Source organism: Bdellovibrio sp. HAGR004 (genome assembly GCF_055397015.1).
Genome location: NZ_AP029176.1, coordinates 1581705 through 1606995, shown reverse-complemented (window position 1 = coordinate 1606995; position 25291 = coordinate 1581705). Strand labels below are relative to the sequence as shown.

The following is a 25291-nucleotide window of genomic DNA, read 5'->3' as shown; positions in this document are numbered from 1 at the left end:
GTTGGTGTGGGTTGTTGATGGATTAAAACGTCAAAAAGACAAAGCACAATTTGATCTGTTTTTGAAATATGCTATGCCGATAAACCAGAATTCTCCACTTCTCAAACTTCATTCATTTATTGACGAATCCCCACTTTTAAAAGAATGGTCTGAATGTAGTGTCCCCGTATTTTTTGATTTTGGTCAGGACCTACCTCTTTGGTGTCTATTGCCAAAAAGCTCTAAGGGTAACTTCTACGTACTGGAATATTCACGGCACAATTTTATACTTCTTCACACTGAATCTCTCAACGGAAACACGTTCTCAGACCTGATGGCATTTCTATACACCAACATGTTCGCTCACGAAAATCCTGAAATAATAGAGGCTGCGAAACGAATTCAGTATCAGCCTACTCCGCCACCAGTTGCTCGAAAAGAATTAGTGGTTTATCCAAGAGTGAGTCTTGATAATTTACGTTGGTTAGAACGGCAAATGTCTCCGCCATCGCAACGCTTTCAATATAAGAGCAGAAGACCTAAACGACGTTAAACTGACTAGAAGGAGACGTTCTTCTTACATCTTTGACAAAAAAGACTTAAATGATTCTAAGATGTCACTGAACTTCGGTTGGCCTTTATAGTACAAGCCTTTCGTTTTCTCAAAGGACTGCTGATAAAGTTTTTGAGTTTCAGCATTTGAAATAATGAAAGCGTCATTCTTTGTTAAATTCTTTTCGTCAGCAGCCCGAAAACGAAGCTCTTTATGAGCGACATACTTTTCACTACCGATAAACTGCTGCACGCGCTCCAATTTCAATAATTGAAAGACATCGTAATAGTGCCTCATAAAGTTAATTGGCATCTGCCCGTTGTCTTGCTGCTGACGATATTTCGTTGAAATCGTCTGAAGTTTTTCAACAAACGTATATTCAGGAACATAGCATTTTACACCCACAGCCAGGTTATTAACTACATCCAGATTAACCTCAATAGCTTTATCCATAACCCAGCTGGAAATTGTAATCGCCTCATTTGGTGTAGTTTGGTCAAAACCTACCTCAAGTAAAATACCATCCTTTAAATCAGGAATTTTTCCAAACAAGTTAGGATAAATCAGACGAATGCCCGCATTGCGCATGTGCTGTCCGAGCTCGTTCGACACAGTCAAAAGGGCAATTTAAGTCAAAAAAATGTGTCGATTTCAGCGTAAATAGCTGAAATCTGGAAGGTGACCCCTGTTCTCAAAGGAGAGCAAACCATGATAAAAGGGAGTCACAATGAGTCAGATCAAAGAAAAGAAAAAGCGCGCAAGAAGATCGCCAGAAAAAATGGCGGAACTGGTTTTGGAAGCAGAACGAGTCGGACAAGGCGTCGTGTGTCGGCGAGAAAATATAGCACCGGCGCAGATGTCTCGATGGAAGCAAAAGTTTCTACAGGCCGGTATTGCGGGTCTCAAAGACCTAAAGCGCGGTCCAAAACAAAAAGCAGATCCAGTAGTGGAAAAGCTTCAAGCCGAAACCGAACGCCTCAAGGAAGCCCTTCTAGAGACAGCCATAGAGTTGCAGGCCTTAAAAAAAAGCGGCTATTAGGACTAGAGGGCCCCCTTTACAATCGCCACCTGACCAAGGCGCACCGCGAGGCTCTGGTGGAGTTTATCGATAAGGCTCGCAAGAGCGAGTCGCTCCTTGCTGTTTGCAAATACCTGCAACTAAATCCAAGAGCCTATTACCGTTGGAAACAAGATCCCGCCAAAGAAAATCATGGCGGGGGCGGTGGCAAAAATAAGATCACACCTCTTGAAGAAAAGCGAGTGATTGCTCTCGCGAAGAGGCGCCCCGATTGGCATTGCCGACGAATCGCTTATTATCTTGAAAAAACCGCGAAGGCTTTCGTCGGAAAAACCAAAGTAGCGGAGATCATGAAGTCACACGGGTTAAATCACCCCTTTGTACCAGAAAAGCCAAGGCCAGTAGTACCACCAGCAGATATGCTTTTGCACGAGCCCTGGCAGAAGAATTTACTGTGGGGTATGGATTGGACCTGGGTAACTGTGAAGGGGAAATTTATGTTTTGTCTGGTTCTTCTAGACTGGTATTCAAGAAAGATTTTATCTTGGGGTCTTTACCATCAGATCACCCAGATCCAAGTTGTTACTGTCGTCACCGAAGCCGTTGCCATCGAGAAAATTGACTTACTTCCGAGTGGTCACCTCAAGCCCTTTGTTGTCGCAGACCATGGCAGTGCCAATATTGCAGCCTATACAAAAACTAACATCGAGGTCCAAGGATTGAAGTTGTGGCTAAGCGGCATCGGTAGACCCACTGGCAACGCCAGAACTGAAAGAGTGATTGGAACATTGAAGCGCGAAGAAATAAATCTTCAAGAGCAGTATGCTGATGAAACGGAAGCAAGAGATCTTATCGGCAAAGCCATTAACGATTATAACTTCAACCGACCAAACCAAGGGAACGGAGGCTTTGCTCCAAATTCAGTTCATCATCAAGGACGGTATGAACTATTGAAGCGCAGAGAAAGAGCTAGACATAAAGCTCAAGAACTGAGAAGAAAACACTGGGAACAGGCAATGACATCTTCAACAGAGTCTTTGACTTAAATTCTCCTCTCGAGACTGTGTCACCCCTGCTCGGACAGAACACGCATAAGCTTGGTATCATCAAATGCCGTGTCTCTCTGAACCGATTGAAATCCGTCAATTTTCAATTTATCTACAAGAGCCTCAAAATATTTTCTTCGAGCTTCGATTTGAGCATCACTCTTCTGGTTTTTACCAACTGGCAAATCTAGATCTTTTGGTGGATGAATATAAATATCAATGTCTTCTGAAAAACGATCAATACACTTCCATCCTTTAGAAAGAGAAGTACCACCTTTTAACTCATACTCAAAACCAAGCTGATTCATCCCCCATAAGGCGTGCATAATCCAGTAATCTTTTTGGTTCTTCCGAGGTTCTTGTGCCCTTACGCCGGGTAGAGTTCAAGTTTTCCGCAGTAGAACAAGATCGCGATTCGGTAGTTGGCAAAGTTTCTGAAGCCACGAGCATTGGCTTTGATGGATTGGATCTTCGAGTTGAACCCCTCCATCATCGCGTTGGTGATGTGGTGGCGTAAGTAGGTCAAGATGTTGTCGAGATGCCGGCGCATGAGCTTGGCGACGTCGCTCATCGGTTTAAGCCTGGAGTGCGTCGCCCACCAATACCATCGGTCGAAGAACTTTCTCGCCGAAGCTTGATACGTGTAGCTCCAAAACTCCGAGAACATCTCCTTCATCGACCACGCTCGCCCTGATTTAAGTTTATCCATGCGAAGCTCGTTGAACCGAGAGGTCTCGGCATCGCTCATGTTCTCGGGGTTTTTCAGAAACAGATATTTCGCACCTTTGAGTGTCTCGACATCGTCTTTCATAAACGCCCGATGCTCTTGGCGCCTCACTTTGTCGACCGCATCGCCCAAGTATTTTGAGATGTGGAACTTGTCGTGCACGATGTCGGCTTGGGGCGCATTCGTCTTTGTTGACGTGATGAAGGCGTCCCACATATCCATCGCAACAGCATCGATGCCGGATCTCGTCTCCTCTGGAAGCTTCTGCCAGAGTGAGTCTGTGGCCTCAAGTGTTCTGCCTTCGACGACATCTAGAACGCGTGCACCACCGATGTCGGTCATCAGTGAGGCGTACTTGTGACCTTTCAAAAAACTTTTCTCATCGATACCGACGTGTTTGATCTCATCAAGCTTGCGACGCTCAAGACCGCGTTCGACCGCGCGCTTTTGGATGTGATGGACCTGGTCCCACGAAAGCCCTAAAAGCCTTGCCGCCTCTTTGAGGCTCTTGGCGGCAATCATGACGTCAATCGCGAGCCTCTCAAAAAGCAGAGTGAAGCGAGAGTTCGGACCAGCCCATGGGACGTTGATTGTCTTCGCCCCATGCTCCTTGCAATCTGATCTTGGTACACGTGAGCGAATGATCGTTTGAAATTGCATCGTGTCCAAATGCCGCCACCTGCGCTCCTCGCGGTGATCTTTGATCGAACACGATCGCCCGCACTCGGGGCACTCCGGCTCGTGGCCTTTCGACCACTCGACATCAACCTCGACGAGACGATTTACGGTATCAAGGTTGACGTTAGTGACTGACCACGGCGGCACAAGACCGAGAAGCTGCTCGAACAACTGGTGTGAATCGGATGGATTTCTCATCCGAAAATCGAAGCTCATAAATTAAGCGAATTCAATTCGTGCGCGCCGGGCTACCCACAAAAAACTCGGAATACCCATCTTTTTCAATCAATCGTGGGTCGATTTTATGCTCACCACCGACAACTTCAATTAGCGTCTTAAAATCTTCTCTTTCGTGAATGAATTTACTCATGGCTATAAACCTCATCTAAAAACTTTTTTGTACGAGGTCTTCCATATTCTTTCGCTAGAGAGAGAACCCTTTTTGTATCAAAGTTTTCTTTATTCTTTTTTAAATTTTCAAAAACTGAAACTTCATCTTCTGCTAATTCTTTTAAATTATTAAGCATATCAACAAGAAGATACTCTTTTGACAATTGGTGTGGAAATTTCGGCACTCGTTTAAAAAAGAATTTTTTTCCACCAAGCTCAAATTCACCAAAGCGCTTATAATTATAAACCACGTTGTGCCCGTACAATTGGGTCAGTCCAAGGCCCAATTGGTTATAATTATTAAATGAGTTAACTAAAAACCTATCGTCCTTTAGAAAAGTCTTCACAAGAGATTGCTCATCCGGTGGAACCGCTCCAAATGCCGAGGCTTTGGGTCTTAAATAAAGGCCACCCGACACCTTAACTACTTCGTTTTTCTTTACTAAGCGATCAAGATAACGATCTACTGCTGTAGTATAGCGAGCAAGATCAGATCTTCTGTAAACCTGCCCTTGCTTCATCTTATTTAATAAAAGTTCTTCTTTAGCCACTCTCATACCCCTAATATATCATATATCGGCAGAATTGTAAGAATATTTAGTAAAATTTCATGCATAATTGTCATATCTATTTAATTTTATTAGATTTTGTTCAATGTATTGAACTGACACATGATATCCAGCCATAAGTAATATGTGCTTAAAGACTGTCCTGTCCACGCAGGGGTGACACAGTCTAGAGGGAAGAGTTTAAGTCAAAGACTCTGCTGAAGATGAAGCGTTCTGTTCCCAGTGTTTTCTTCTCAGTTCTTGAGCTTTCTGTCTAGCTCTTTCTCTGCGCTTCATAAGTTCATATCGTCCTTGATGATGAACTGAGTTTGGAGCAAAACCACCGTTACCTTGATTGGGTCGATTGAAGGTAAGCGCCCCATGACGCCTTTTTGTTAAACCGGTGCCTCGGATGTTAAGATGGCGTCGGCGAGACGTTCATAATCTTCCACGGTTTTGGCCAGAGGAACATCAGTCAAGATTTTACAGAGGGCCTTGTAAGCATTGACGCCATTGAGCTTTGCTGTCACCACGAGACTGTAAAGAATACTGCTGGCCTCCGCGCCATCGGGCGTGTCGCTAAAAAGCCAATTGTTTCTGCCGATAGCAAACTTGCGGATGGCGCGCTCAGCGAACCCATTGTCTGGCTCCATCAACCCATCGTCTAAGTACCTCGTCAGATACGTATGCTCATTCAAGTAGTACTTGAAAGCCTGTCCCAGCTTGCTCTTGTCTGGAACCTTTGCGATATTGGATTCCGCGATTTGCTTAATTTCCTCAAGCAGAGGTTTTTGATCTCTCAATCTCGCTTTGACTTTTTCTTCGGGTGCGTGATCTCGTATTTTTTCTTCGAAGTCATAAAGCTTTTTGTAGATGTCCATCACTTGAGCCGCCATGGTTTTTCCGGATTTAGCACCATCTTTGACCGCTTGTTCAAACCGGCGGCGCGCGTGCATATGGCAGCCGAAGCGAACCAATGTTTCACTTTCAAGACCGTTGTACACATCAAGACCATCACACAATAGGCGCCCCTCGTAGCCCGCAAAGAGGCTCTTCATCACTTCGCCGCTACGAGAAGGGCTGTAATCAAACAATACGATCTTGCTTTTCTCACACGGAGTTGCCCGCACAATCATCCACGATTTGCTCTCGACAGAACGGCCATTTTCTTTTAACACCTGAACACTCGTCTCATCGCAGGAAATGGCGTGTGCACTCAACATCCGGTCGGATAAGACGTTTCTGATTGGCATCAGGGCTTGAGCTACTTGCACCATCCATCTAGCCATTGTTGTACGGCTCAACTCCACGTCCTGACGGGCGAAAATCTCTTCTAAACGATAAAGTGGCAAGCCGTCGCTATACTTACCTACAACGATAGCGGCCAATAACTCTGGTGTAGCAATGCCTTTTGGGATCACTGAAGGAACCGGCGGCGCGGTCTTTTCGTAATCACCACTGCCAACACCGTATTTGGCCCGGTGATACTCAAGCACGCTGATCCTGGCCGGCTCGTACCTAAGTTTCTCAGAGATCTCCCAGCCAATGACTTTGAGCCTTTCACCTTGCTCCGTGATTTGTTCGGACTCTGGAAGTTCGACTTTTACAATCTCGCGGGGCAGATTCTCCGGCAGGGGCTTTCTATGCCCCCGAATCTTCTTGGTATGCCCTCGCACTTCAACTGTGTAGTCTTCTTTGTCGGGGGTAGGACTTTGAGATTCCACTTCGGCTTCATTAAACTTTAACTGTTCTTGGGATTCCCAGCGCTCGGACTTTGCTCCGAATTGATTGCGCTTTAAAGCTTTAAGTTGCTCCGTCAACCAACTGACCTGACTCTCAAAGTTTTTATTCTTTTCACGCTCTTGCTTTAAAAGCTTTTCCAGATCTGCAATTCGCAGAGCCATTTCTTGTTCTGGTGTAGAAAGTGTTTCCGACTTTGACATGCCTTTTGCGAGTATCAAGCATTCAGCTAAAGCTCTCAACAAACTTTTTCAAATTTTAACTCCGCGTGCGGCTTCATCTTCCAGACATCGTAGCCCTCAAGTAGCCAAGTAAATTGTTCTGTGGATAACTGCACGTTTTCCACAGAGGATTTCTTGGGCCACGGAAACTTGTCCTTTTCCAATCGCTTTTGCCAAAGCGCGAATCCGGATCTGTCAAAATAAAGAACCTTCATCACGTCCCGGCGCTTACCGCAAAAGACAAATAGATAAGGCCCCATTAGATCCCCCATACCAGCTTCTTGCACTATAACGCTGAGGCCGTTGATGGCTTTCCTCATATCCACGGGATCTCTGTGAAGAAAGACTCCTTTAAACTCTTTCGGGGATTTCATCGCAAGCCCTCCTGAAGATGCAGGATCAGCTCTGCAACCCACTTTGCATCGGGCATATTGTGCTTTGAAGGGGGGGACTCAACTTGAACCTCAATAAATGGCGATGGCTCGATGATCTGTACTTCGCGATCTGTTTGATGAAACTTGCGGTACCAATACTGGAATGTACTGACTGAGAGCCCGTGGTGTCTGCAGAACGCCGCCTGCGATCCGTGAAACCTGGCGAATGATCGTACCTGGTCCCGCCAGAATATCTCTTTGTCGGAATGTTTGGATATTGATCTCATACTGAACCTCCTTGTGAAGTTCAGACTATGTGCTTTTAAGAGGTCCGGCAAAAAGGCGTCATGGGGCGCTTACGATTGAAGTTGTAATCGTAGATCGCCTTGCCAATGAGATCTCTTGCTTCAGTCTCATTCGCATATTGCTCTTGAAGATTTATTTCTTCTCTCTTCAAAGTTCCAATAACTCTCTCAGTTCTCGCGTTGCCAGTGGGCCTGCCAACGCCACTCAGCCACAACTTTAAACCTTGAATCTCGATGTTGGTTTTTGTATAAGCTGCGATGTTTGCACTGCCGTGATCAGCGACAACGAAGGGTTTGAGTTGGTCCTTCGGGAGAAAATCAATTCTTTCAGTGGCCACAGCTTCTGTGACGACAGTTACGACTTGATGCTGGGTTATTTGGTGATAGAGTCCCCACGACAAAATCTTGCGTGAGTACCAATCAAGCAGGACCAGGCAGAACATGAATTTGCCGTTAACTGTGACCCACGTCCAGTCCATTCCCCAAAGCAAATTCTTTTTCCATGGCTCGTGTAACAGCATGTCCTCTGGTGGGATGACTGGCTTTGGCTTTTCACGAATGAAGGGATGACTAAGCCCATGGTCTTTCATGATCTCGGCGACTTTGGTTTTCCCTATGAAAACCCTGGCTGTCTTCTCAAGGTGATAAGCGATTCTGCGGCAATGCCACTCAGGATATTTCTTGGCAAGAGCCACCACGCTCTTTTCTTCTAGCGGAGTGATTTTATTTTTTCCACCACCACCGCCATGATGATCTTTCGAGGGGTCTTGTTTCCAGCGATAGTAGGCTCTTGGATTTAATTGCAGGTACTTGCAAACGACCGCAAGCGGCTCCTGCTTGCGAGCCTCGTCGATGAACTCCACCAAAGCCTCTCGTTGCGCCTTGGTGAGGTGTCGGTTGTAAAGGGGACCCTCTAACCCTAGTAGCCGCTTTTTTTTAAGGCTTGCAACTCTATGGACGTTTCTAGAAGGGCTTCTTTGAGACGCTCTGTCTCCGCTTTGAGTTTTTCTACTGCTGGATCTGCTTTTTGTTTTGGACCGCGCTTGAGGTCTTTGAGACTTGCGATTCCGCCTTGCAGAAACTTTTGTTTCCACCGCGACAACTGCGCCGGTGCAATTCCTTCGCGACGACAAACGACGCTTGCACCCACTCGCTCTGCTTCCAATACCAGCTCTGCCATTTTTTCTGGCGATCTTCTTGTTCTCTTTTTCTTTTCGACCTGACTCATGATGACTCCCTTTTAACATGGTTTGTTCTCCTTTGAGAACAGGGGTCACCTTCCAGATTTCAGCTACTTAAGCCGAAATCGACACATTTTTTTGACTTAAATTACCCTCGAGACCGTGTCGCACGAGCCCGGACAGCACAAGACCTTTACTCGAGATCTAAAACAACAGAATCTATATAAATAGATATTAATTTATTATACCACTCAATGAGGTTTAAAATGATTTTGAAATACAACTCTTTTGTCGGCCAGTGGGTTGACGTTAAGAAAAAAGAAAAAGACAAAAACGGCGAAAATGTTATCTGGAAAGGAAATTTAGAATCAGTTTCTGATAACGGATGCACTCTTTGGAATGGACAATCCAGCGCAGGAGGATTCTCCAAGTCTAAGACATATAAAAGAGGGTTTCCTGAAACCCAATGTCTATGCTCCCAAGGGAACTACGCTCAAACTCCCCGATAATGAGTCCTTATGTTGCACTCCTCGCCCCGATAGGGGCTAACCGAGAGCTGGTAAACTCGCTTTACTTTCCTAGTAAGTCATTGTCAGCGACATATCACATTCGAATTTTAGATACAGGACTTATTGCTTTCTATAATAATGATAGAAAGGATCTTCAGTACTATATCTCATCCGGATTTTCGTTAAGGTATCACTTCAATTAAAAAGAGTTCTATTATTTCAAGAGTCGTGGCCCATAGGTGAGCCAAACATAGAAAGCAATCGAGTTAAAGAAAGGTTAGGAACTATAAACCGGCATTTTTCCCCTACCAGCCCCCCAGGAGGTTCGGCCCGAAGGGCCTCCTGATGGAGTTTCGACTGCAAATCTTATGATTCAATGATGCCGGGGGCTCCGGGAGCTCTCGCTAGTGAACTACGAACTACGAGCCATCTGATATGAACCACACAACACAAACACCTTCTAATTAATTGTATAAACAGGCCTGACATGTAGGGCCCCATAAGGCCTAAGGCATAGAGGTCCCACTTTTTCTAGAAAGAGGGTCCCCTCTGTCACGGTTCTAACCATTATCTACACAAATTGTCGCCTTCCCTAAATGAGACAACCAGGCTGCTCTATATCGATTTTGAGCTGGCATTTGATATGCACTCTCTTTCTTTGTGAATCAAGAGAACAAAAAAGGAGTTTTTATGAAAATTTTAACTTTATTGACCATTGCACTCTCAGCTAATTTTGCTTTTGCTCAAATTAAAAATGAGAATGAAATCTATGAAAGAGCACTTGAGCAGCGCTACGGAAATGAAATTTCTGGCTATAATGACGAGATCAGAAGACTTGATGCCAAAATTGCTGACTTACGAGCCTATCAAAGAACCCTTCCCGCAGACAGAGCCTCAGTACACAAAAATCTTTCCGCTCAGATATTAGATCTACAAACTCAAAAGCGGGATGCAGAGGAAGGCAAAAGAAGGTTGCGCGCAGACACTGTACATCACTTAAGAACAAATCCAGCAGCATATAATGAAGCCTATAGAGAGGCGGCAGCGAAGAACAATCCATCTCGCTCAGATTTGAAGGGTATTGAAAAAATGGAGCTTAGAAGGCCAGAGTTTACGTCGCGGGAAATCAGAGAAATCAATGAGAACCCTAATAATCGAGATTTCATTGCTCATCGCCGGGATGGATCTTTCACCAAATTTACTTTAGATAGCAACGATAAAAAACGTCTTGTACACGCATTTGCTGATAAATCTTTTTATAGTGAGATAAACAACAGAAACACATCACTCGAAGAAGCCTATCAGAAAATGAAAGTGATGAGTTTTGGAGAAAAATTTCCCACTTATGAGCAATTTAGACATGATGTAGGGCAACTCAATAACCTTTCAAGACAACTCGACAACGCGAGCGATGTATCCCAGGTCAAAAAAATTCTTAACGATTTCGAAAGAATCAATAAACCATATACACTCACATTAGCGAACTTTATGAAGCTGGAAGCGAAGGGCTATAGCATTGGAAAATGGTATGGAGAAATGAAAAGCGTACCAGGTGGCTGGCGACGCGACGATGGTTATTTTTTGAAAAACCCTCAGGGAGATCAAGTTCTGTTTACCAATTCAGGTAAACTTGAGGGCATTATTAAAAAGGGATCTCGATTGCCTCGAGGAAATGTCAAGGTTGCTTTAGCTGCATTCCTCTCTGCTGCTGCTTTGTCTGCCCAGGCCGAATCGTTTGAATTGGGCAATGAATATGATTCCGAAGCTGAGACAGAGCAAGCTCCAATAAACTTCAACGACCGATCCTGGGCTCAAGAAGCCCCAGCACGCGGAGTACGATAGTGCTTAAAGGCTCAATTTGTGAAAATATGTTCTGCCTTTGGCATTTATAATCCTGATCTGCGCGCAAAAAATAAATCGCAAAGAAACGGCACCGGAATTATTTCCAGTGCCGTTTTTGGAATATAACCGGGAGCCTCAAAATGTTGCTCAAAATCCTCTTAGAACTGACCATTTCAACATCCTTCGCTTTTTCACTTTATCCTGAGGCGTTGCCTTTACGGACTCCCCCTGTAGATGCCTATCCATCCAGAACGGCACTCACACATTTGGCGGAAAGAATTTGTAGCGGTCTAAAAAATGATATTAGCTACATGCAAAACGGACTGCCGTTAGATATTTCATCAGCTCTAAACAGACAAACCTCTAACTTAAAAATCGAAGGGTTAGGAACTATAAACCGTGTTTTTCCTCTACCAGCCCCCCAGGGGGTTCGGCCCGAAGGGCCTCCTGATTGGGCTTGGGCTGCAAATCTTATGATTCAATGAACGCTGGGGGCTCCGGGAACTCTCGCTAGACCTCACTGTTGAGCGAGTGATGGTTTCCACTTCGTAGCGTAATAAAGGAAGAGGCTTTAACAACGAGGCTTCATCGTTAAGAAACACATCCAAAGGTTTTTGTAGGTGAGTCCCGTGCTTTCTCTCATTGGCGATACTCATCTTTTTATTCATGTGTGACTGTGCGCCGCTCAGTGAATATTGGGACTTATCGTAGGATTCAAAAAGGCGACGCTTCATTGGAACCATTCGCTCCACTTTGCCTTTTTTCTCTGGAGAATAAGGCGGCAATGCCTCGACAACGAACCCGTAGTGCGAGGCCAGTCTTTCAAAGGCCGGGTTCAACGTCGGCTCGTGCTTTGATGCCTCATGAACAAAGACTTTGGGATTATCAGAAGTCACTTTACGAGGGACTCCGCCAAGTTCCTCAAACATGCTTATTAAAACTTCGGCAGTTGTTTCAAAGTCGAGTTTCTCTACAACTCGGGCCATCTCGTAACGAGAATGCCCAAGAACGCCAACGAAAATCCAAATTGTTTTTTTCTTTTTTGTGACAGGATCGACGACGTCAAAGAGCTTTCCCCAGTCCACCTGCAGACATTCCCCCGGTGAGTGAACAAGCTCCATCACATTGCGCGCAGGTGCGGATCGCATAAGTTTGTGGCGGTGAATGTAGCGGTAGAAGTTAGATCGCGGGACAGAGAGCGGAAGCTCTTCAAAAATACTTTGCGGACTCCAGCCAAGTTCAATGCGCTCCTTGATCCATTCGCGCTTGGGATCTAAGATGGCATCCGTTTCAATGGCCTTCTCGCTGCGACCATCGCGCAGCGGAAACAGCGCCTCTGGGTAAGGTGGGATTTCTTTTGAGGTTTTGCAGTAGATTTTCTTCTCTGGGTTTGCGACGGCTACATAGCCATGCTCTATCGCCTGGTCGCGGATTTTTATGACGTAACCTTTGCCTTTACCAGTTGATTTAGTCAGTGCGGTGAGTGAGTGTCCTTCGCGAAGGCCTTCGACGATTTTTCGGTCCACTGTGATTTTCTCCAAGTCCTTTTTTCTGAGTTTCCGCATGCGTATTCCTTGCTGTAGTCTGGTTGTTAAACCAGCAGCTTAGCGCATGGGATCAGATGGAGAAAATGTGCTGAAAACGTAAGCAATTGCCCGGTCAAATTAGGTGGGATTTACTTCCCCCAAAGCCGGTCCACTTACGTGGGATTTGCCCCCCTTGAAACCGGTCAAACTACGTGGGATTGGACAAATCAGGTAAAAGCCAAAAATGAATGCCGGCTCGCTTGTTGGTTTTATTTATTTATTGATTGATTGATTGATTGACAGTTGGGCGATGACTAGCTGAAAGAAAGAAAGAAAGAAAAAAAGAAAAAAAGAAAAAAAGAAAAAATAACAGACAGAATAATCGAGACTCAAACACTTCCCTTGCAGCAAAGGGAGAAATTTCAGAAAAAGCCAGATTGATAGAAGATTTCAATCATTGATGTGTTATACCCAGGGCTCCCTAAGCTGACTACCTCTGACTGAAAAGAAAACTCATTGCAAATTCGCAAGAATCACATCCGATGCGGCAATTGAATTTTTCACAGCAAAAGAAATCAGACCCGCAGGATTCGATCTGCACCGGAATAGATGGGACCTATGCGCAGGGTCCCCCGAGATACCCACCTCTGACTGAAAAGAAAACTCATTGCAAATTCGCAAGAATCACATCCGATGCAGCAGTTGAATTTTCACTGCAAAAGAAATCAGACCTGCCTGCTTCGATCTGCACCGGAGTAATGTGAGCAATAAGTGGTCTGCGGTGAAATTTTCGTGATTGATATGGCTTAGTGAGACAGTGTAGCCAATTATTTTTTCTCATTCTTAGACTCAAATTCTTCCGGAGTCAAATACCCAAGAGAAGAATGCACCCTCTTCTTGTTGTACACTTCCTCCAGGAAGTCAGGGACATTTTCCAAAACGTCCAAGATCGTCTTGTAACTGTAAAGGTCAACTTGCTCAACTTTCAATGTCCTCATAAAGCTTTCAGCGAAGGCGTTGTCGTAGGGATTGCCCTTTGCTGAACAGGAAATCTTGTATCCAGTGGTTTCAAGGAAGCTCGTGTATTTTTCGCAAAGATACTGAACACCGCGATCTGAATGGTGAATGACGTTGGTAGGGCTGTCCCGCTTTTTTGTTAATCGGACTTTTGACGCGGATATTTAAGGGATGATTTAATCTCGATATTGCGTCAAAAGGAGTTGAAGTAAATGGAACAAGATCAGGGTAAAGCACGTCGGCACTACACGCCAGACCAGAAATTCAAAATCGTAAAAGAGCAGATGACGACAAAGACCTCTGTGTCGGAGATTTGCAAGAAGTATGATATCAGTCCCGCCGGGTTTTATCGCTGGCAGGAACAGTTTTTAAAAGCTGCTCTGAATGGGTTTAAAAAGCCTGACTCTGGCCCCACTAAGGCGGAGCTTCGTAAGATCGAGGAACTTGAAAAGAAGAACTTACGCCAACAAGCCATTATTGCCGACATCGCCGGTGAAGTTATTGAATTAAAAAAAAGTCTTGGGGAATCGGGCCTTCTGTAGAGATTCCGAGGCATTTAAGATCCGTTGCGGCCGCTGACATTTCTAATTTTCAGCAGCGAACGGATCTTTCTTTAGAAATTATTTTAGAATTATTTGGTATAAAAAAATCCACCTATTACGACTGGCAAAAGCTGCCGAATGTCGTTTCAGAAAAAAAGCCTGTCCTAAGTGCCGCAAGCGTTCGTCCTGATGAGGTGGCGGCAGTGTTAGCGTATCGAGATCTACATCCGGATATTGGCTACCGCAAGTTCACCTGGCAAATGGTCGACGAAAATGTGGCCTTTTTATCAGAGAGTAAAGTGTACGATATTTTATCTGAACACAATCGACTTCAAGGCTGGAACCGAGTCGAAAATAGCGGCACTGAAAAAGAATACCGCCACAAGCCCAAGCATGTTCACTATCACTGGCACACGGACATCGCATACGTCAAAGTTGGTGGAGTTTTTTATTTTTTAATTATGATGCTTGATGGGTACTCAAGATACTTGCTCGACTGGGAATTAATGACTGACATGCTGGGTGGTTCAGTTGAAGGCTTTGTTCAGCGAGTGAAAGACAAGTACCCCCATGCCAAGCCAAGGCTGATCAACGACAATGGCAGCCAATTTATCAGTCACGATTTTAAAAGACTTTTACAGAAGCTCGAGATCCAGCAGGTATTTACGCGCAGAAATCATCCTCAGACCAACGGAAAGATCGAAAGGCTCAACGGCACGGTCAAACAAGAAGCTCTTCGCCCAGGGCAGCCTAGCGACTTTGCAGAGGCCTGGGAAATACTGAACAAGTACAGCTACGAATACAATCACCAGCGGCTGCATGCGGGAATCAACTTTTTACGCCCAGCAGATATGTTTTTTGGTCGCGGTGGTCTGGTATTAAATGAACGCCGTGAAAAAATTGAAAATGCCAGAGCAGATCGAAAGTCAAAAAATCGGGAAGAAAAAATGAAAACTCTACACTAAATTATTGCGTCAAACTTCCGGAAAGAAAAAAGCTAGACAGGGCGGCCGCGCTGCTCATGCGCCATCTTGAGGGCGGCAAGAGTTAGGTTGCCATCAATACTTTTGGATAAAGACCAGCCAATAACTTTGCGTGAGTACCGGTCAATAATTACTGCCAAATACACAAATCCATTTTCGATGCGAATATAGGTGATGTCTGCGACCCAAACTTGGTTCTTTCTTTTGACCTGAACACCTTTCAATAGGTTTGGATAAACTTTGAAGCCATGATTTGAGTTGGTCGTGTGGACGTATCGTTTTTTGACCCGGATCTGAAGTTTGAACTTTTTAAGGACATTTCTCAGACGGTATTCGCTCACTTCGACATTCTGCCGACGCAGGTACTCCATCAAAGTTCGATAACCAGACTTTGGAAAATCAATCCGAATATTCTCGATATAGCCTCGAAGATCTGCATCAAACTCCTCTTGCTGCGAACGGGATACCTTTGGGTCGTGATAGTAAGATGACATCGACAGACCCACTACTTCCGCGGCTTTCTTTTTTGATTTGAGAGCCTTATGATTTCTGTCAATCCACTCGCACTTTTCACGGACACTGAGGGTGTCTGCTGCCGGAGTTTTTTTAAAAGGTCATTAATCAGAATTTGCTCCGCGAGCTTCTTCTGGTATTCAACGATTTCGGCCTCAAGATCCTGAATTCGTTTTGCTTGGTCGTAAGAATATCCCTGTTCCTGAAGTTCTTCGACTTGTTGACCTTTGGCCTTCTCATCAAGCTCCGTTCGTCAGCGATAGATTCGCCCAACATCGTGAGCGAATCCATTTTCAATCGCCAATTCCTTCGCGGACTTCTTTCCTGCCAAGTATTCTTGCACTACTGATCTTTTGACCTCATCCGGCCAGATTCTGCGCTTCTTTGCCACTGCTGATTCTCCTGATTCCATCTTATCGGAATCTTGTTATGAATCAGCTACTCTGTCTCAAATTGATAGCCTTATCGACTCCAGTATTTTCACCGCAGACCAAAGCCCTCGTTTGCCACAGCGCCAACTCCGCTTATGTACAGGAAACATACTGACCCTAGATAGATCCGGTCTCATGACGTTTCCTCTCTAAAAAATTATCTGCAGTGGAAAACTTAAAAAAGACCCCATATTAGTCTAGCTTTTTTTCTCTTATCGTTCAAATTGGCATCCCAACTTTTGTTCCATTTTTTTTATATGACTATCAACATTTCCCGGCACCGCAGAAAATTGCAACTGTTCAAGAGACCACAATGAATGCTCGATGTCTTTTTCTCTTTGCTTTAAAAGCTCTGCGCCGCCGTTTTGCTCGATGTCGGCAACAACATCTTTATCTCTTAACAAAACGAGGAACCGAACATTCTCACGGATCGCTTCAATATTTGGCTTGAGATATTTTTTTGTATCTTCTAAAATGTAATCATCTGAAAATTCAACTTCGTTTTTTATTGCGGTCCCCAATTTCACTTTGCATTTCGCTTCCTGAGTGCTTAGTCCTTGATATTTGAAAATCATCCCATCAGCTTGTTTTTTCAAGTCATTTAGAAGCCTCTCATTTACATCTCGATTCTGTGTTGCTTGCTTGAATAAAACCTCCCCTTTCTGCAGACTATCCTCATAAGATAGCGCATAACCAGCCGCACTGAACACAGTTGTCGCAGAAAATAGCATTCCACAAAAAAATGAAAATTTACTCATAACGTGTCTCCATTCAAATGAACTTAATTTTACAAAATCACCCTGACTAGCATTTTACAAAAGCCATACCAGACCAAAAGCGAAAGGAGGACCACTTAAGGAGCAATTACTGTCTGGATATAAAGCAAAATGCCGTAATTTGTCGCCCCCCACACCCTCTCCGGTTTTAAGCGGGGTTTGGCCATCTGTAGAAGAATTGGTCAGTATTAATAGACCGGTTATTGAGGTATCCGCATCTTTGAAGGATCTTCCTCATATAACTCGTTTCATTGGTATATCCATATCCCATTCTTCGAAGAACTTTGATTTTGTTATTGAGACCTTCAATGACGGCCGTAGTTAGTCTTGAAGTGATATACCCTTCAATATTTTTCCTATATTTTCTAAGAGTACTGGCAAACTTTAGAAAAGGTTCGTATCGGGTGTTTCGGCATAGTTGGTACCACCTAGTTAAAACTTTGCGGAAGGCCGTAACATTTTTTTGATCAAGTGCTTTGTGAAAATATTCTACCATCAACATTGAACATTGAATTTCCTTATTCGCTAGTCTGAGTTTATCGATAAGCTTTAGTTCTGATTGTGATAGATCGGCATCACGAGCCATCAGAATAAATCGACGATGAGGCTCTAGCATCCCTTGCTGGAAAATATCCTTTCTGCTACGTGCTTTTTTGAATTCAGATTTTCTGACTTTATCAAAGGCCTCATTAATTTTTTGTGCTAAGTGAAAGCGATCTATCACAACATCAGCATTGGGACATTGAGCTTTGATTGCATTAATATATGGATCATGCATAAGTCTAAGACATATAAAAGAGGGTTTCCTGAAACCCAATGTCTATGCTCCCAAGGGAACTACGCTCAAACTCCCCGATAATGAGTCCTTATGTTGCACTCCTCGCCCCGATAGGGGCTAACCGAGAGCTGGTAACGTGGTTCTGGGGTTCGGTGGTGACTTTGCTGCATTCGTTCTTTGATCGCCTGGCGGCCCCGATACGTAATCCGCTGAAGATCGAAGATCGAGTGGCCTTCATTGCTGAAAAAGCAAATGCAGAGCCGCGGATGGTTCGCGAACTGAAAGAACTCTTTGTGGCCCCGGCTGCCAGCAATCCCTTTTTATTGGCAAGAGAGCTGTGGCTGGATCGTGCGTTTATTATTTTTGTCGCGTTCTATCTGATCTTTCAGCTGATGGTGGTTGTTCGCTCAATCTATGAAATCTCCTTCTTCTGGGCTTTCATTCCGTTGTTTCTGCTTCTGCCATTCTTCTTGTTTTATAGTAAGTCAGTTACATCTTTGGTGTCTGGGTACAAAGAGCCCGACGACCGTGTGCTGGCAATGACCAGTGCAATCACCAAGGTGAATCGAATAGTTTATGGACACACACACCACACCCGGCATGAGATCATCGGTTCGGTCGAACACTTAAATAGTGGCTGCTGGTCCCCCGCATTCCTGGATGTTGAATGTACAAAGCCATTGGATCAAAAAACTTTTGTATGGATATCCCCAGGTGAAAGTGGGACAAGGCAGGCAGAGCTTTTCAAGTTCGTCGATGGAAAGTCAGAGCTCTTATTGAACCCGGGCCGCTCTGTAAATTAGTGCGGCGCAAGAAGATTTCATATTGTCAATCCCAGGACCCTATGCAAACCTTTTATTGTTCGTTTAAACATGGATGGAGAGGTATATCATGGCAGAAGTACTTGTAGTTACAAGCAAAGTAAAAAAACTTATCAAAGAAAAAGGTCAAATGAACACATCTGCTGAGACTATCGACGTACTCAGTAAGGCAATTGAGCAACTTTGCCTAAAAGGTGTTGAAAGCGCAAAAGCTGACGGTCGTAAGACTGTTATGGCGCGTGACATCGTTATTGACCACCTTTAATTCGGTCAAAAGCCTTTGCAAGGCGCTTATAAAACCCACGGCTTGTAACCGTGGGTTTTTGTTTTTTGGTGCTTAGATCATTTTCTGCAAGTCGTCCCAAGAGATGATTTTTACGCCCAGAGTTTGAGCTTTTTCAACTTTAGAGCCGGGATCATCACCCACCACCAAGTAGTTCAGCTTAGAGGAAACAGAGCTGAGAATCTTTCCGCCATTCTTTTCAATCAGGTCTTTGGCATCATCCCGCTTCACGGGCAACGTTCCAGTGATCAGGAAGCTCATTCCGGACAAAGCCCCCTCTTGAGAGCGCAGGGGTTCTGCGATCTTCACTCCCAACTTGATCATGGCATGGACATCATCCACCAAACGTTGATTGGAGGTCCAATCACGAATGGACTTTGCCACTTTAGGGCCGATCTCTGGCACCAGAAGCAGCTCTTCCTCACTGGCGCCAAGGAACTTTTCAATAGTCAGGAAGTGATCGGCCAGATGTTTTCCGGTCTGCTCTCCGACGAAACGAATTCCCAGGGCAAAGATGAATCGTGCCAGTGTTGGATGTTTGCTGGCTTCGATGGATTTGATGATGTTCTCTGCGGACTTATCGCCCTGGCGATCCAAAGACAGGATGTTTTCTTTGGACAGGCGATAGAAGTCTGAAAAGCTGGAAAGCAGTTTATTATCGACCAGAGTCTCAATCAAACGGTCACCGACTTTGTCGATATTCATCGCACGTCGAGCCACAAAGTGTTTCAGTGATTCTTTGACCATGGCGATACAAAGTGGATTCACACAGCGGGTAACGACCTCACCCTCGGCCTTCACCGCCTTGGAGCCGCAGGCAGGACAATTTTCAGGAATCAAGAACAGCGTGCTTCCCTTGGGGCGTTTGTCCTTCACAACCTCGACAACTTCAGGGATGACATCCCCGGCACGTTGGATAACCACCGTGTCCCCGATGTGAATATCTTTACGGGTGATCTCGTCTTGATTGTGTAAGGTGGCGTTGGTGATGGTGACGCCGCCGACTTTGACGGGCTTCATGATCGCCACGGGGGTCAGCGCCCCTGTGCGACCAACTTGCACCACGATATTTTCAATGGTCGTCAAAGCCTGTTCAGGTTTAAACTTGGCGGCCGTGGCCCATCGAGGGCTGCGTGCGACAAGTCCCAAGTCCTCTTGCAATCTCAGAGAGTTGACCTTGATAACGACGCCATCGATATCAAAAGGCAGAGTGGGCCGAACCTTCTCGATGTGGTGATAGTACTCGACCACCTCTTCAGGTCCTTTTGCAACCCGCAGAAGGTCTTCCTTGTATTTCAGAGTTGTCGGTATGCCGTGTGCAGCGAAGTACTCTTGGATCTCTTTTTGTGTTTCAAAAGCAACCCCATCGGTGGCTCCCAGGGCATATCCAAAGAACCGCAAAGGACGGGAGGCTGCAATTTTTGAGTCCAATTGACGAACTGTTCCCGCGGCGGCGTTGCGAGGATTGGCAAACGTCTGCTGGCCATTCTCCTGCTGCATTTCATTGAGCTTGGCAAAGTCCTGCTTGAACATCAGAACCTCTCCGCGAACCTCAAAAAGAGCCGGCGGATCTTTATGACGTAATTTTAATGGAATACTTTTGATGGTTTTGATGTTCTGGGTGACGTCTTCGCCCACGGAACCATCACCGCGTGTGATCGCCCTGACGAAGTGACCATTTTCATAGATCAGCTCCATGGACAGTCCATCGAATTTCAGTTCGCAGAGGTATTCTATGGGCTCGTCGGTATTGAGAAATTTTTTTATGCGTTCATCAAAATCAAAGATGTCCTCGGGGGAATAACTATTCGCCAAAGAAAGCATGGGCAGACGATGCGGGGCTTTTTCAAACCCCTCTAAAATGCTTCCACCCACTCGTTGAGAGGGAGAATCCGCCAGGTCCAGACCTTTCTCTGTTTTCTCAAGCTCTAACAGCTCGGAAAAGAGTTTGTCGTATTCAAAATCCGTAATGGTGGGCTTATCAAGAACATGATAGCTATGGTCGTGTTCGGAGATGATCTTCTTAAGCTCTTCGTGGCGTTTCTTGGACATGCCCTCTTTGTACCATGATTGAAGGTCCAGTCACCAAGAAATTGCACGTCCCAAGAGTGACGTGTGTTGCCGTTTAAGATAGCTTGTATGTGCCATCTCAAGGAGTTTTTCAAATGATCGATAAAGAAACCATTGAGCATATTGCCAAACTGGCCCGACTTCATGTGACTGAACAGGAGGCGCTGGAATACAGCACCCAGCTGGCGAAAGCCCTAGGGCATTTTGAAAAGATATCCAAGGTCAACACGGCCGGTGTTGAGCCCCTGATTACACCCACAGAAATTGAATCCTATTGGCGGGAAGACGTCGTAAAACAGGACTTCTCTGCTGAAGAGATGACAAACAACGCGCCAGCAAAATCAGGAAACCTTTTCCAGGTGCCACCGGTAGTTTAAGGAACGTTATGGATTTAACTTTTGCCACCCTGTCCGAAATTGCCGAGGCTGTGAAGAGCAAACAGATCAGCGCCAAAGAAGTCACAACGCACTTTCAAAGTCGCATCGATTCGCTGAATGGAAAACTCAACGCCTTCACCTCGCTGAATGAAAATGCATTGAAAGAAGCCGAACTTCTTGATGCGCGCATCGCCAAAGGTGAAGATGCGGGCGTTCTTGCGGGAGTTCCTTTTGGTATCAAAGAAATGTTTTGCACCAAAGGACTTAAGACGACAGCGGGTTCTAAGATGCTGGAAAACTTTGTGCCGCCATATGATGCCACGGCGGTGGCTCGGTTAAAAACTGCTGGTGCCGTTGTTCTGGGAAAATTGAATCAGGATGAGTTTGCCATGGGGTCCTCCAATGAAACGTCTTTTCATGGAGCTGTCAGAAATCCATGGGATCTGGAAAGAGTTCCGGGAGGATCATCGGGTGGTTCTGCGGCGGCACAGGCGGCGCGCTTAGTGGCGGGCACACTAGGCACTGACACCGGTGGATCGATTCGCCAACCCGCCAGCTTTTGCGGCATTGTGGGTGTGAAGCCCACTTATGGCCGTGTCAGTCGTTATGGCATCATCGCCTATGCGTCTTCATTGGACCAGGCCGGCCCCATGGTCAGCACGGTCAAAGATGCGGCCCTGACTCTTGAAGTGATTTCAGGTTTTGATGCGCAGGATGGCACCACTTCTCAGAAAGCCGTACCCGCCTGGAGTCACAACCTCAATGCCAATATGAAGGGCTTAAAGGTCGGGCTGGTCAAAGAATATTTATCCGCCCAGGGTCTGGAAAGTCTAAGACATATAAAAGAGGGTTTCCTGAAACCCAATGTCTATGCTCCCAAGGGAACTACGCTCAAACTCCCCGATAATGAGTCCTTATGTTGCACTCCTCGCCCCGATAGGGGCTAACCGAGAGCTGGTAAAAATAAGGCGCTCGATGTGATTGATAGTGGGCTGAAAAAAAAGGCTTATCAGCCTCAAGTTTATACAATGTACGCCTCCCTGCTGGATGCGAAGTCAGACTATTTGGGTGCGGCACGAGTCCTGGAAGAAGGCCTTGCCAAATTTTCGAAGAATGCCACTTTGCTTTTTCAACACGCCTTGATGCTGGATCGACTTGGAAAGAAAGATGTGATGATCGCACAAATGAAAGCGCTCCTGACTCTCGAGCCAAATCACGTTCAAAGTTTGAGCTATCTGGCATTTACGTTGGCAGAATTGAATCAGAATCTGCCTGAGGCCGAAAAACTTGCTCGACGGGCTTTAGAGCTTGAACCCGCAGATGGCTATGTGCTGGACACTTTAGGCTGGGTGCTCTTCAAACAGAAAAAGTTTGCGGAATCCATCAAGGTTCTAGAAAAAGCCCATGAATATCAATCTTCAGCCAGCATCATCGCAGAACACTTGGCCGATGCCTATTCGATGCAATCAATGAAGGAAGAGGCAAAGGCAATGTACCTTAAAGCCGCCACACTAGCTGGCGATGTCTCCAAAGCAAATGTTATCCATGACAAACTTCAGAGGCTGGCGTCGCCATGAAGAATTCCAGACCGAATTTAATCTGCAACCCGTCGAAGTACACAGGACTGCAGGCCGTAGTTGAAAGTCTTCGGAGTCCGGATTCCATAGACTGAAAAACGGTAGTCAAAGATTCGTACTAGGCTCAAAGTACTACCCTGAGCTCTTTTTATCTGAAACATCTCTAAAATATGCTTGGTCCCCCAAGGTGAATGCCTCGGACCGACAGCTCCCCCGGCTTCACGGAAAACCTCATAGCTCGAGTGCTGGAACAGACTGTCGTCAATCACAGTTTTATATTCAGCCGGACCGTCGACTCTTCCTCCATGCTGGTCCGGAGGGGCCTCTAGATTGATGACTAATGGCTGCTGGGGTCGAGATAGATTTGTGACCGTGACTGCAAAACCTCGTCCTGAACTCAATACACTGACCTTATAGGAAAGCTGATCAAAGGCTCCGACCCGAAATTCATCGGAAACTTTTTGGCTGCGAGGATACAGCCATACTGGGACGACTAAAGGATTCCCTTCATCACCTGCAATATTTTCTGCGGTCTCTGCACTCCAACGAAAGGACAGGGGTGCCAGAGATGATTTTACAAGTGCATGTACGGCCAAGGGGGCTTCTGCGCAGGTGTTTCCCTGATAGTAGGTTTCGCACTTGCAAGTGCCGACCTGTGTATACTCGCCATCAATTTTCAAATCTGACGCCACAGAAAATAGCGGCATTGTGACCAACAACAATATCGTGGATATGCGCTTCATTGGAACCTCCTAAGATCGAAGAGCGTATATCAGGATTCTTGTGATGCGTCAACTTTATAGACTCATGTTGGTAAGAGGCTCTCAAGAGCTTGCGGACTATGATGTGACGACCCTGCAAATATAAATTTTTCACTCTGTGACGCGAATTTGGACAGAGCATCGTGCTCGTCAGGCCAATGTATTCTCCAATATCACCATATTGATTTTTGCAAATCTGACCGGGATGGTCAGATTTGCCCAGCAGGACTTTTGCTTTTACTTCTGTTTCCTTGTGATTTGCAGGAACATCTCTCTGCCTCCTGAGGTGCTATGATGGTCTCTGACTTCTTGATGAACCGCTCGGGAATATTATTTTTTTTCGAGCATGGAGTTGGAGTTCCTGACCTTTATAAGAATAGCGAAGTAACAGCTGTCCTTCTTTTGTCCGATTGGTAGTTACGGTTCGTCTATCAGACTTGCCCAAGCAGATAGATGCTGGACGAACCTCTTTTTGAGTAAATAATTTTTAACCACTTATTGAGTTTGGTTAGTCTAAGAAATTTGGTGGAGCCGATCGGGATCGAACCGACGACCTCAACACTGCCAGCGTTGCGCTCTCCCAGCTGAGCTACGGCCCCACATTCTAACGACAAAAATGTATTGTAGACATAAAACTCTTCGATTGAAAAGTCAAAAGTTCCTCTTTATTCGACCTTCAATAGCCTGCCCAAGTCAAAATTCTCCGATCCGCCATCGCGGTAATTGAATTTACCGAACCTTAGCCCGCAACAGATCCTGAATATGCAAAATACCAACGGGCTTGCGTGGCTGAATGGAGTCCTTATCCAAAACAAAAACCATTTGAATCTGAAACTGCTCCATTACAAAAAGTGCCTTTTCAGCCAGCTCATTTGCATCGATAGTGCGGGGGCTTGTCGTCATCAGATCTTTGGCAGACCCCGTCAATGGGTCATTTGATTTTTCCAACCGGCGGCGAATATCTCCATCTGTGATAACTCCAACCAGGTCCCCTTTTTCATCCACAATGCCCGCGGCTCCGCGAACATCTTTGTGGGTCATGATTGAAAATACTTGTCGTACGGGGGTCTCAAGTCCCACTGTTGGCAAGGCGTCCCCACTATGCATTACATCTCGAACCCGGGTCAAAAGACGATAACCAAGGCTTCCCCCTGGATGAAACTCTGCAAAGTCCTCCGAACTAAAACCCTTCTCGGCCATCACCGCCATCGCCACAGCGTCACCCATCGCCAAAGTTGCCGTGCTACTGGCTGTTGGAGCTAACCCCAACGGGCAAGCCTCCTCGGAGACATGGACACTCAGCGTGACCTGCGCGGCTTTGGCCAAAGAGGAGTCCGGTTTACCGGTGATAGCCACAAGAGGAATGCCTTTGCGCGAAACAAAACGCAAGATTCCAGCAAACTCCGGGGATTCTCCACCATAGGAAATTGCTATAACGAGGTCATTGTTTTCAACCAGGCCCATATCCCCATGGGAACTTTCCGCGGGATGTAAAAATACCGCGGGCGTGCCTGTTGAGGAAAAAGTACTGGCTAGCTTGCGGGCAATCTGTCCTGACTTGCCCATTCCCGTCAGGACGATTTTGCCGTCACACTCCTTGATCATCTGGACCACTTTTTCAAAGGAACTATCGATTCGGTCTTTCAGGCCCAGAATCGCCTGAGCTTCCACTTCCAATACCTTAAGACCTTGCTGAATCACTTTGGACATAGTACCAAAAACCTT

Annotated in this window: 29 protein-coding genes, 1 tRNA gene and 1 pseudogene; 11 read left to right on the top strand and 20 right to left on the bottom strand. The window is 45.6% G+C overall.

The window, feature by feature from the left end:
* Positions 1 to 556 precede the first annotated feature (556 nt).
* A complete protein-coding gene (locus ACZ5ZV_RS08055) occupies positions 557 to 1120 on the bottom strand; it encodes a nucleotidyl transferase AbiEii/AbiGii toxin family protein (protein ID WP_464120894.1) in 564 nt (187 codons plus the stop codon).
* 139 nt (positions 1121 to 1259) lie between these two features.
* Between ACZ5ZV_RS08055 and ACZ5ZV_RS08050 the strand changes: the two genes are divergently transcribed.
* Positions 1260 to 1571 carry a helix-turn-helix domain-containing protein gene (locus ACZ5ZV_RS08050; RefSeq protein WP_464117936.1) on the top strand — a complete coding sequence of 104 codons (312 nt, stop codon included), beginning with the start codon at positions 1260 to 1262 and terminating at the stop codon, positions 1569 to 1571.
* A gap of 56 nt (positions 1572 to 1627) precedes the next feature.
* The gene (locus ACZ5ZV_RS08045; RefSeq protein ID WP_464117937.1) at positions 1628 to 2596 is read left to right on the top strand and encodes a transposase; all 969 of its coding nucleotides are present in this window, start codon (positions 1628 to 1630) and stop codon (positions 2594 to 2596) included.
* Between the two features lie 20 nt (positions 2597 to 2616).
* Here ACZ5ZV_RS08045 and ACZ5ZV_RS08040 read toward each other — a convergent pair whose 3' ends face one another.
* The 9 genes from ACZ5ZV_RS08040 to ACZ5ZV_RS08000 form a co-directional block, all read right to left on the bottom strand.
* Positions 2617 to 2904: a nucleotidyl transferase AbiEii/AbiGii toxin family protein gene (locus ACZ5ZV_RS08040; RefSeq protein ID WP_464120893.1), complete on the bottom strand. Its 288-nt coding sequence runs from the start codon at positions 2902 to 2904 to the stop codon at positions 2617 to 2619.
* A gap of 59 nt (positions 2905 to 2963) precedes the next feature.
* Positions 2964 to 4199, bottom strand: coding sequence for an ISL3 family transposase (locus ACZ5ZV_RS08035; RefSeq protein WP_464117565.1), 1236 nt, complete (start codon positions 4197 to 4199; stop codon positions 2964 to 2966).
* Between the two features lie 31 nt (positions 4200 to 4230).
* A complete protein-coding gene (locus ACZ5ZV_RS08030) occupies positions 4231 to 4371 on the bottom strand; it encodes a hypothetical protein (protein WP_464120891.1) in 141 nt (46 codons plus the stop codon).
* Positions 4364 to 4942, bottom strand: a complete 579-nt coding sequence (locus tag ACZ5ZV_RS08025; protein ID WP_464120890.1) for a DUF6088 family protein — start codon at positions 4940 to 4942, stop codon at positions 4364 to 4366. The genes ACZ5ZV_RS08030 and ACZ5ZV_RS08025 overlap by 8 nt, the downstream gene beginning before the upstream one ends.
* A gap of 392 nt (positions 4943 to 5334) precedes the next feature.
* Positions 5335 to 6882, bottom strand: a complete 1548-nt coding sequence (gene tnpC / locus ACZ5ZV_RS08020) for an IS66 family transposase (RefSeq protein ID WP_464118798.1) — start codon at positions 6880 to 6882, stop codon at positions 5335 to 5337.
* Between the two features lie 35 nt (positions 6883 to 6917).
* Positions 6918 to 7274 (bottom strand): IS66 family insertion sequence element accessory protein TnpB, encoded by a 357-nt coding sequence (tnpB, locus tag ACZ5ZV_RS08015; RefSeq protein WP_464118799.1) that lies wholly within the window; start codon positions 7272 to 7274, stop codon positions 6918 to 6920.
* A complete protein-coding gene (gene tnpA, locus ACZ5ZV_RS08010) occupies positions 7271 to 7561 on the bottom strand; it encodes an IS66 family insertion sequence element accessory protein TnpA (RefSeq protein ID WP_464118800.1) in 291 nt (96 codons plus the stop codon). Before tnpA ends, tnpB begins: the two co-directional genes overlap by 4 nt.
* Positions 7562 to 7596: 35 nt before the next feature.
* Positions 7597 to 8442, bottom strand: coding sequence for a DDE-type integrase/transposase/recombinase (locus ACZ5ZV_RS08005; RefSeq protein WP_464120889.1), 846 nt, complete (start codon positions 8440 to 8442; stop codon positions 7597 to 7599).
* A gap of 56 nt (positions 8443 to 8498) precedes the next feature.
* Positions 8499 to 8807: a transposase gene (locus ACZ5ZV_RS08000; RefSeq protein WP_464120888.1), complete on the bottom strand. Its 309-nt coding sequence runs from the start codon at positions 8805 to 8807 to the stop codon at positions 8499 to 8501.
* Between the two features lie 219 nt (positions 8808 to 9026).
* Between ACZ5ZV_RS08000 and ACZ5ZV_RS07995 the strand changes: the two genes are divergently transcribed.
* Positions 9027 to 9269, top strand: coding sequence for a hypothetical protein (locus ACZ5ZV_RS07995; protein ID WP_464120887.1), 243 nt, complete (start codon positions 9027 to 9029; stop codon positions 9267 to 9269).
* A gap of 690 nt (positions 9270 to 9959) precedes the next feature.
* Positions 9960 to 11111: a hypothetical protein gene (locus ACZ5ZV_RS07990; RefSeq protein ID WP_464120886.1), complete on the top strand. Its 1152-nt coding sequence runs from the start codon at positions 9960 to 9962 to the stop codon at positions 11109 to 11111.
* A 410-nt stretch (positions 11112 to 11521) separates the two neighbouring features.
* Here ACZ5ZV_RS07990 and istA read toward each other — a convergent pair whose 3' ends face one another.
* Both istA and ACZ5ZV_RS07980 read right to left on the bottom strand, forming a co-directional pair.
* Complete coding sequence (istA, locus tag ACZ5ZV_RS07985) at positions 11522 to 12676, bottom strand: IS21 family transposase (RefSeq protein WP_464120885.1); 1155 nt, start codon at positions 12674 to 12676, stop codon at positions 11522 to 11524.
* Positions 12677 to 13464: 788 nt separating this feature from the next.
* Entirely contained in the window at positions 13465 to 13689 is a 225-nt protein-coding gene (locus ACZ5ZV_RS07980) for an integrase core domain-containing protein (RefSeq protein ID WP_464121398.1), read from the bottom strand.
* A gap of 177 nt (positions 13690 to 13866) precedes the next feature.
* On the opposite strand from ACZ5ZV_RS07980, the gene ACZ5ZV_RS07975 reads away from it, so the two are divergent.
* Together ACZ5ZV_RS07975 and ACZ5ZV_RS07970 are read left to right on the top strand one after the other, a co-directional pair.
* Positions 13867 to 14196 carry a transposase gene (locus ACZ5ZV_RS07975; protein ID WP_034953877.1) on the top strand — a complete coding sequence of 110 codons (330 nt, stop codon included), beginning with the start codon at positions 13867 to 13869 and terminating at the stop codon, positions 14194 to 14196.
* A 203-nt stretch (positions 14197 to 14399) separates the two neighbouring features.
* Positions 14400 to 15161 (top strand): transposase, encoded by a 762-nt coding sequence (locus ACZ5ZV_RS07970; RefSeq protein ID WP_464117477.1) that lies wholly within the window; start codon positions 14400 to 14402, stop codon positions 15159 to 15161.
* A gap of 32 nt (positions 15162 to 15193) precedes the next feature.
* Here the strand turns inward: ACZ5ZV_RS07970 and ACZ5ZV_RS07965 are convergent, their stop codons facing one another.
* From ACZ5ZV_RS07965 to ACZ5ZV_RS07950, 4 genes are all read right to left on the bottom strand, one after another.
* Positions 15194 to 15673, bottom strand: coding sequence for a DDE-type integrase/transposase/recombinase (locus ACZ5ZV_RS07965; protein ID WP_464120884.1), 480 nt, complete (start codon positions 15671 to 15673; stop codon positions 15194 to 15196).
* Positions 15674 to 15945: 272 nt separating this feature from the next.
* On the bottom strand, positions 15946 to 16083 hold the full coding sequence (locus ACZ5ZV_RS07960) for a transposase (RefSeq protein ID WP_464120883.1): 138 nt from the start codon (positions 16081 to 16083) through the stop codon (positions 15946 to 15948).
* 252 nt (positions 16084 to 16335) lie between these two features.
* On the bottom strand, positions 16336 to 16881 hold the full coding sequence (locus tag ACZ5ZV_RS07955) for a hypothetical protein (protein ID WP_464120882.1): 546 nt from the start codon (positions 16879 to 16881) through the stop codon (positions 16336 to 16338).
* A gap of 166 nt (positions 16882 to 17047) precedes the next feature.
* On the bottom strand, positions 17048 to 17677 hold the full coding sequence (locus tag ACZ5ZV_RS07950; protein WP_464120880.1) for an ISL3 family transposase: 630 nt from the start codon (positions 17675 to 17677) through the stop codon (positions 17048 to 17050).
* Between the two features lie 155 nt (positions 17678 to 17832).
* Between ACZ5ZV_RS07950 and ACZ5ZV_RS07945 the strand changes: the two genes are divergently transcribed.
* Positions 17833 to 18480 carry a hypothetical protein gene (locus ACZ5ZV_RS07945; RefSeq protein ID WP_464120879.1) on the top strand — a complete coding sequence of 216 codons (648 nt, stop codon included), beginning with the start codon at positions 17833 to 17835 and terminating at the stop codon, positions 18478 to 18480.
* 88 nt (positions 18481 to 18568) lie between these two features.
* Positions 18569 to 18763 (top strand): histone-like protein, encoded by a 195-nt coding sequence (locus ACZ5ZV_RS07940; protein ID WP_011162677.1) that lies wholly within the window; start codon positions 18569 to 18571, stop codon positions 18761 to 18763.
* Positions 18764 to 18835: 72 nt separating this feature from the next.
* Here ACZ5ZV_RS07940 and ligA read toward each other — a convergent pair whose 3' ends face one another.
* Positions 18836 to 20833, bottom strand: a complete 1998-nt coding sequence (gene ligA / locus ACZ5ZV_RS07935; protein WP_464119217.1) for an NAD-dependent DNA ligase LigA — start codon at positions 20831 to 20833, stop codon at positions 18836 to 18838.
* 113 nt (positions 20834 to 20946) lie between these two features.
* Here ligA and gatC point away from each other — a divergent pair, with 113 nt between their 5' ends.
* The 3 genes and pseudogenes from gatC (at position 20947) to ACZ5ZV_RS07920 (ending at position 22805) form a co-directional block, all read left to right on the top strand.
* The gene (gene gatC / locus ACZ5ZV_RS07930; RefSeq protein WP_464119218.1) at positions 20947 to 21228 is read left to right on the top strand and encodes an Asp-tRNA(Asn)/Glu-tRNA(Gln) amidotransferase subunit GatC; all 282 of its coding nucleotides are present in this window, start codon (positions 20947 to 20949) and stop codon (positions 21226 to 21228) included.
* A gap of 8 nt (positions 21229 to 21236) precedes the next feature.
* Positions 21237 to 22058 (top strand): annotated as a pseudogene (locus tag ACZ5ZV_RS07925) (amidase); the annotation flags it as partial.
* A 147-nt stretch (positions 22059 to 22205) separates the two neighbouring features.
* Positions 22206 to 22805 (top strand): tetratricopeptide repeat protein, encoded by a 600-nt coding sequence (locus tag ACZ5ZV_RS07920; RefSeq protein ID WP_464120878.1) that lies wholly within the window; start codon positions 22206 to 22208, stop codon positions 22803 to 22805.
* Between the two features lie 17 nt (positions 22806 to 22822).
* Here the strand turns inward: ACZ5ZV_RS07920 and ACZ5ZV_RS07915 are convergent, their stop codons facing one another.
* The 3 genes from ACZ5ZV_RS07915 to ACZ5ZV_RS07905 all read right to left on the bottom strand — a co-directional run bounded on the left by ACZ5ZV_RS07915 (position 22823) and on the right by ACZ5ZV_RS07905 (position 25276).
* Positions 22823 to 23548 carry a hypothetical protein gene (locus ACZ5ZV_RS07915; protein ID WP_464120876.1) on the bottom strand — a complete coding sequence of 242 codons (726 nt, stop codon included), beginning with the start codon at positions 23546 to 23548 and terminating at the stop codon, positions 22823 to 22825.
* Positions 23549 to 24089: 541 nt separating this feature from the next.
* Positions 24090 to 24165 (bottom strand) — tRNA-Ala (locus ACZ5ZV_RS07910).
* Between the two features lie 130 nt (positions 24166 to 24295).
* A complete protein-coding gene (locus tag ACZ5ZV_RS07905) occupies positions 24296 to 25276 on the bottom strand; it encodes a KpsF/GutQ family sugar-phosphate isomerase (RefSeq protein WP_464120875.1) in 981 nt (326 codons plus the stop codon).
* Positions 25277 to 25291 lie beyond the last annotated feature (15 nt).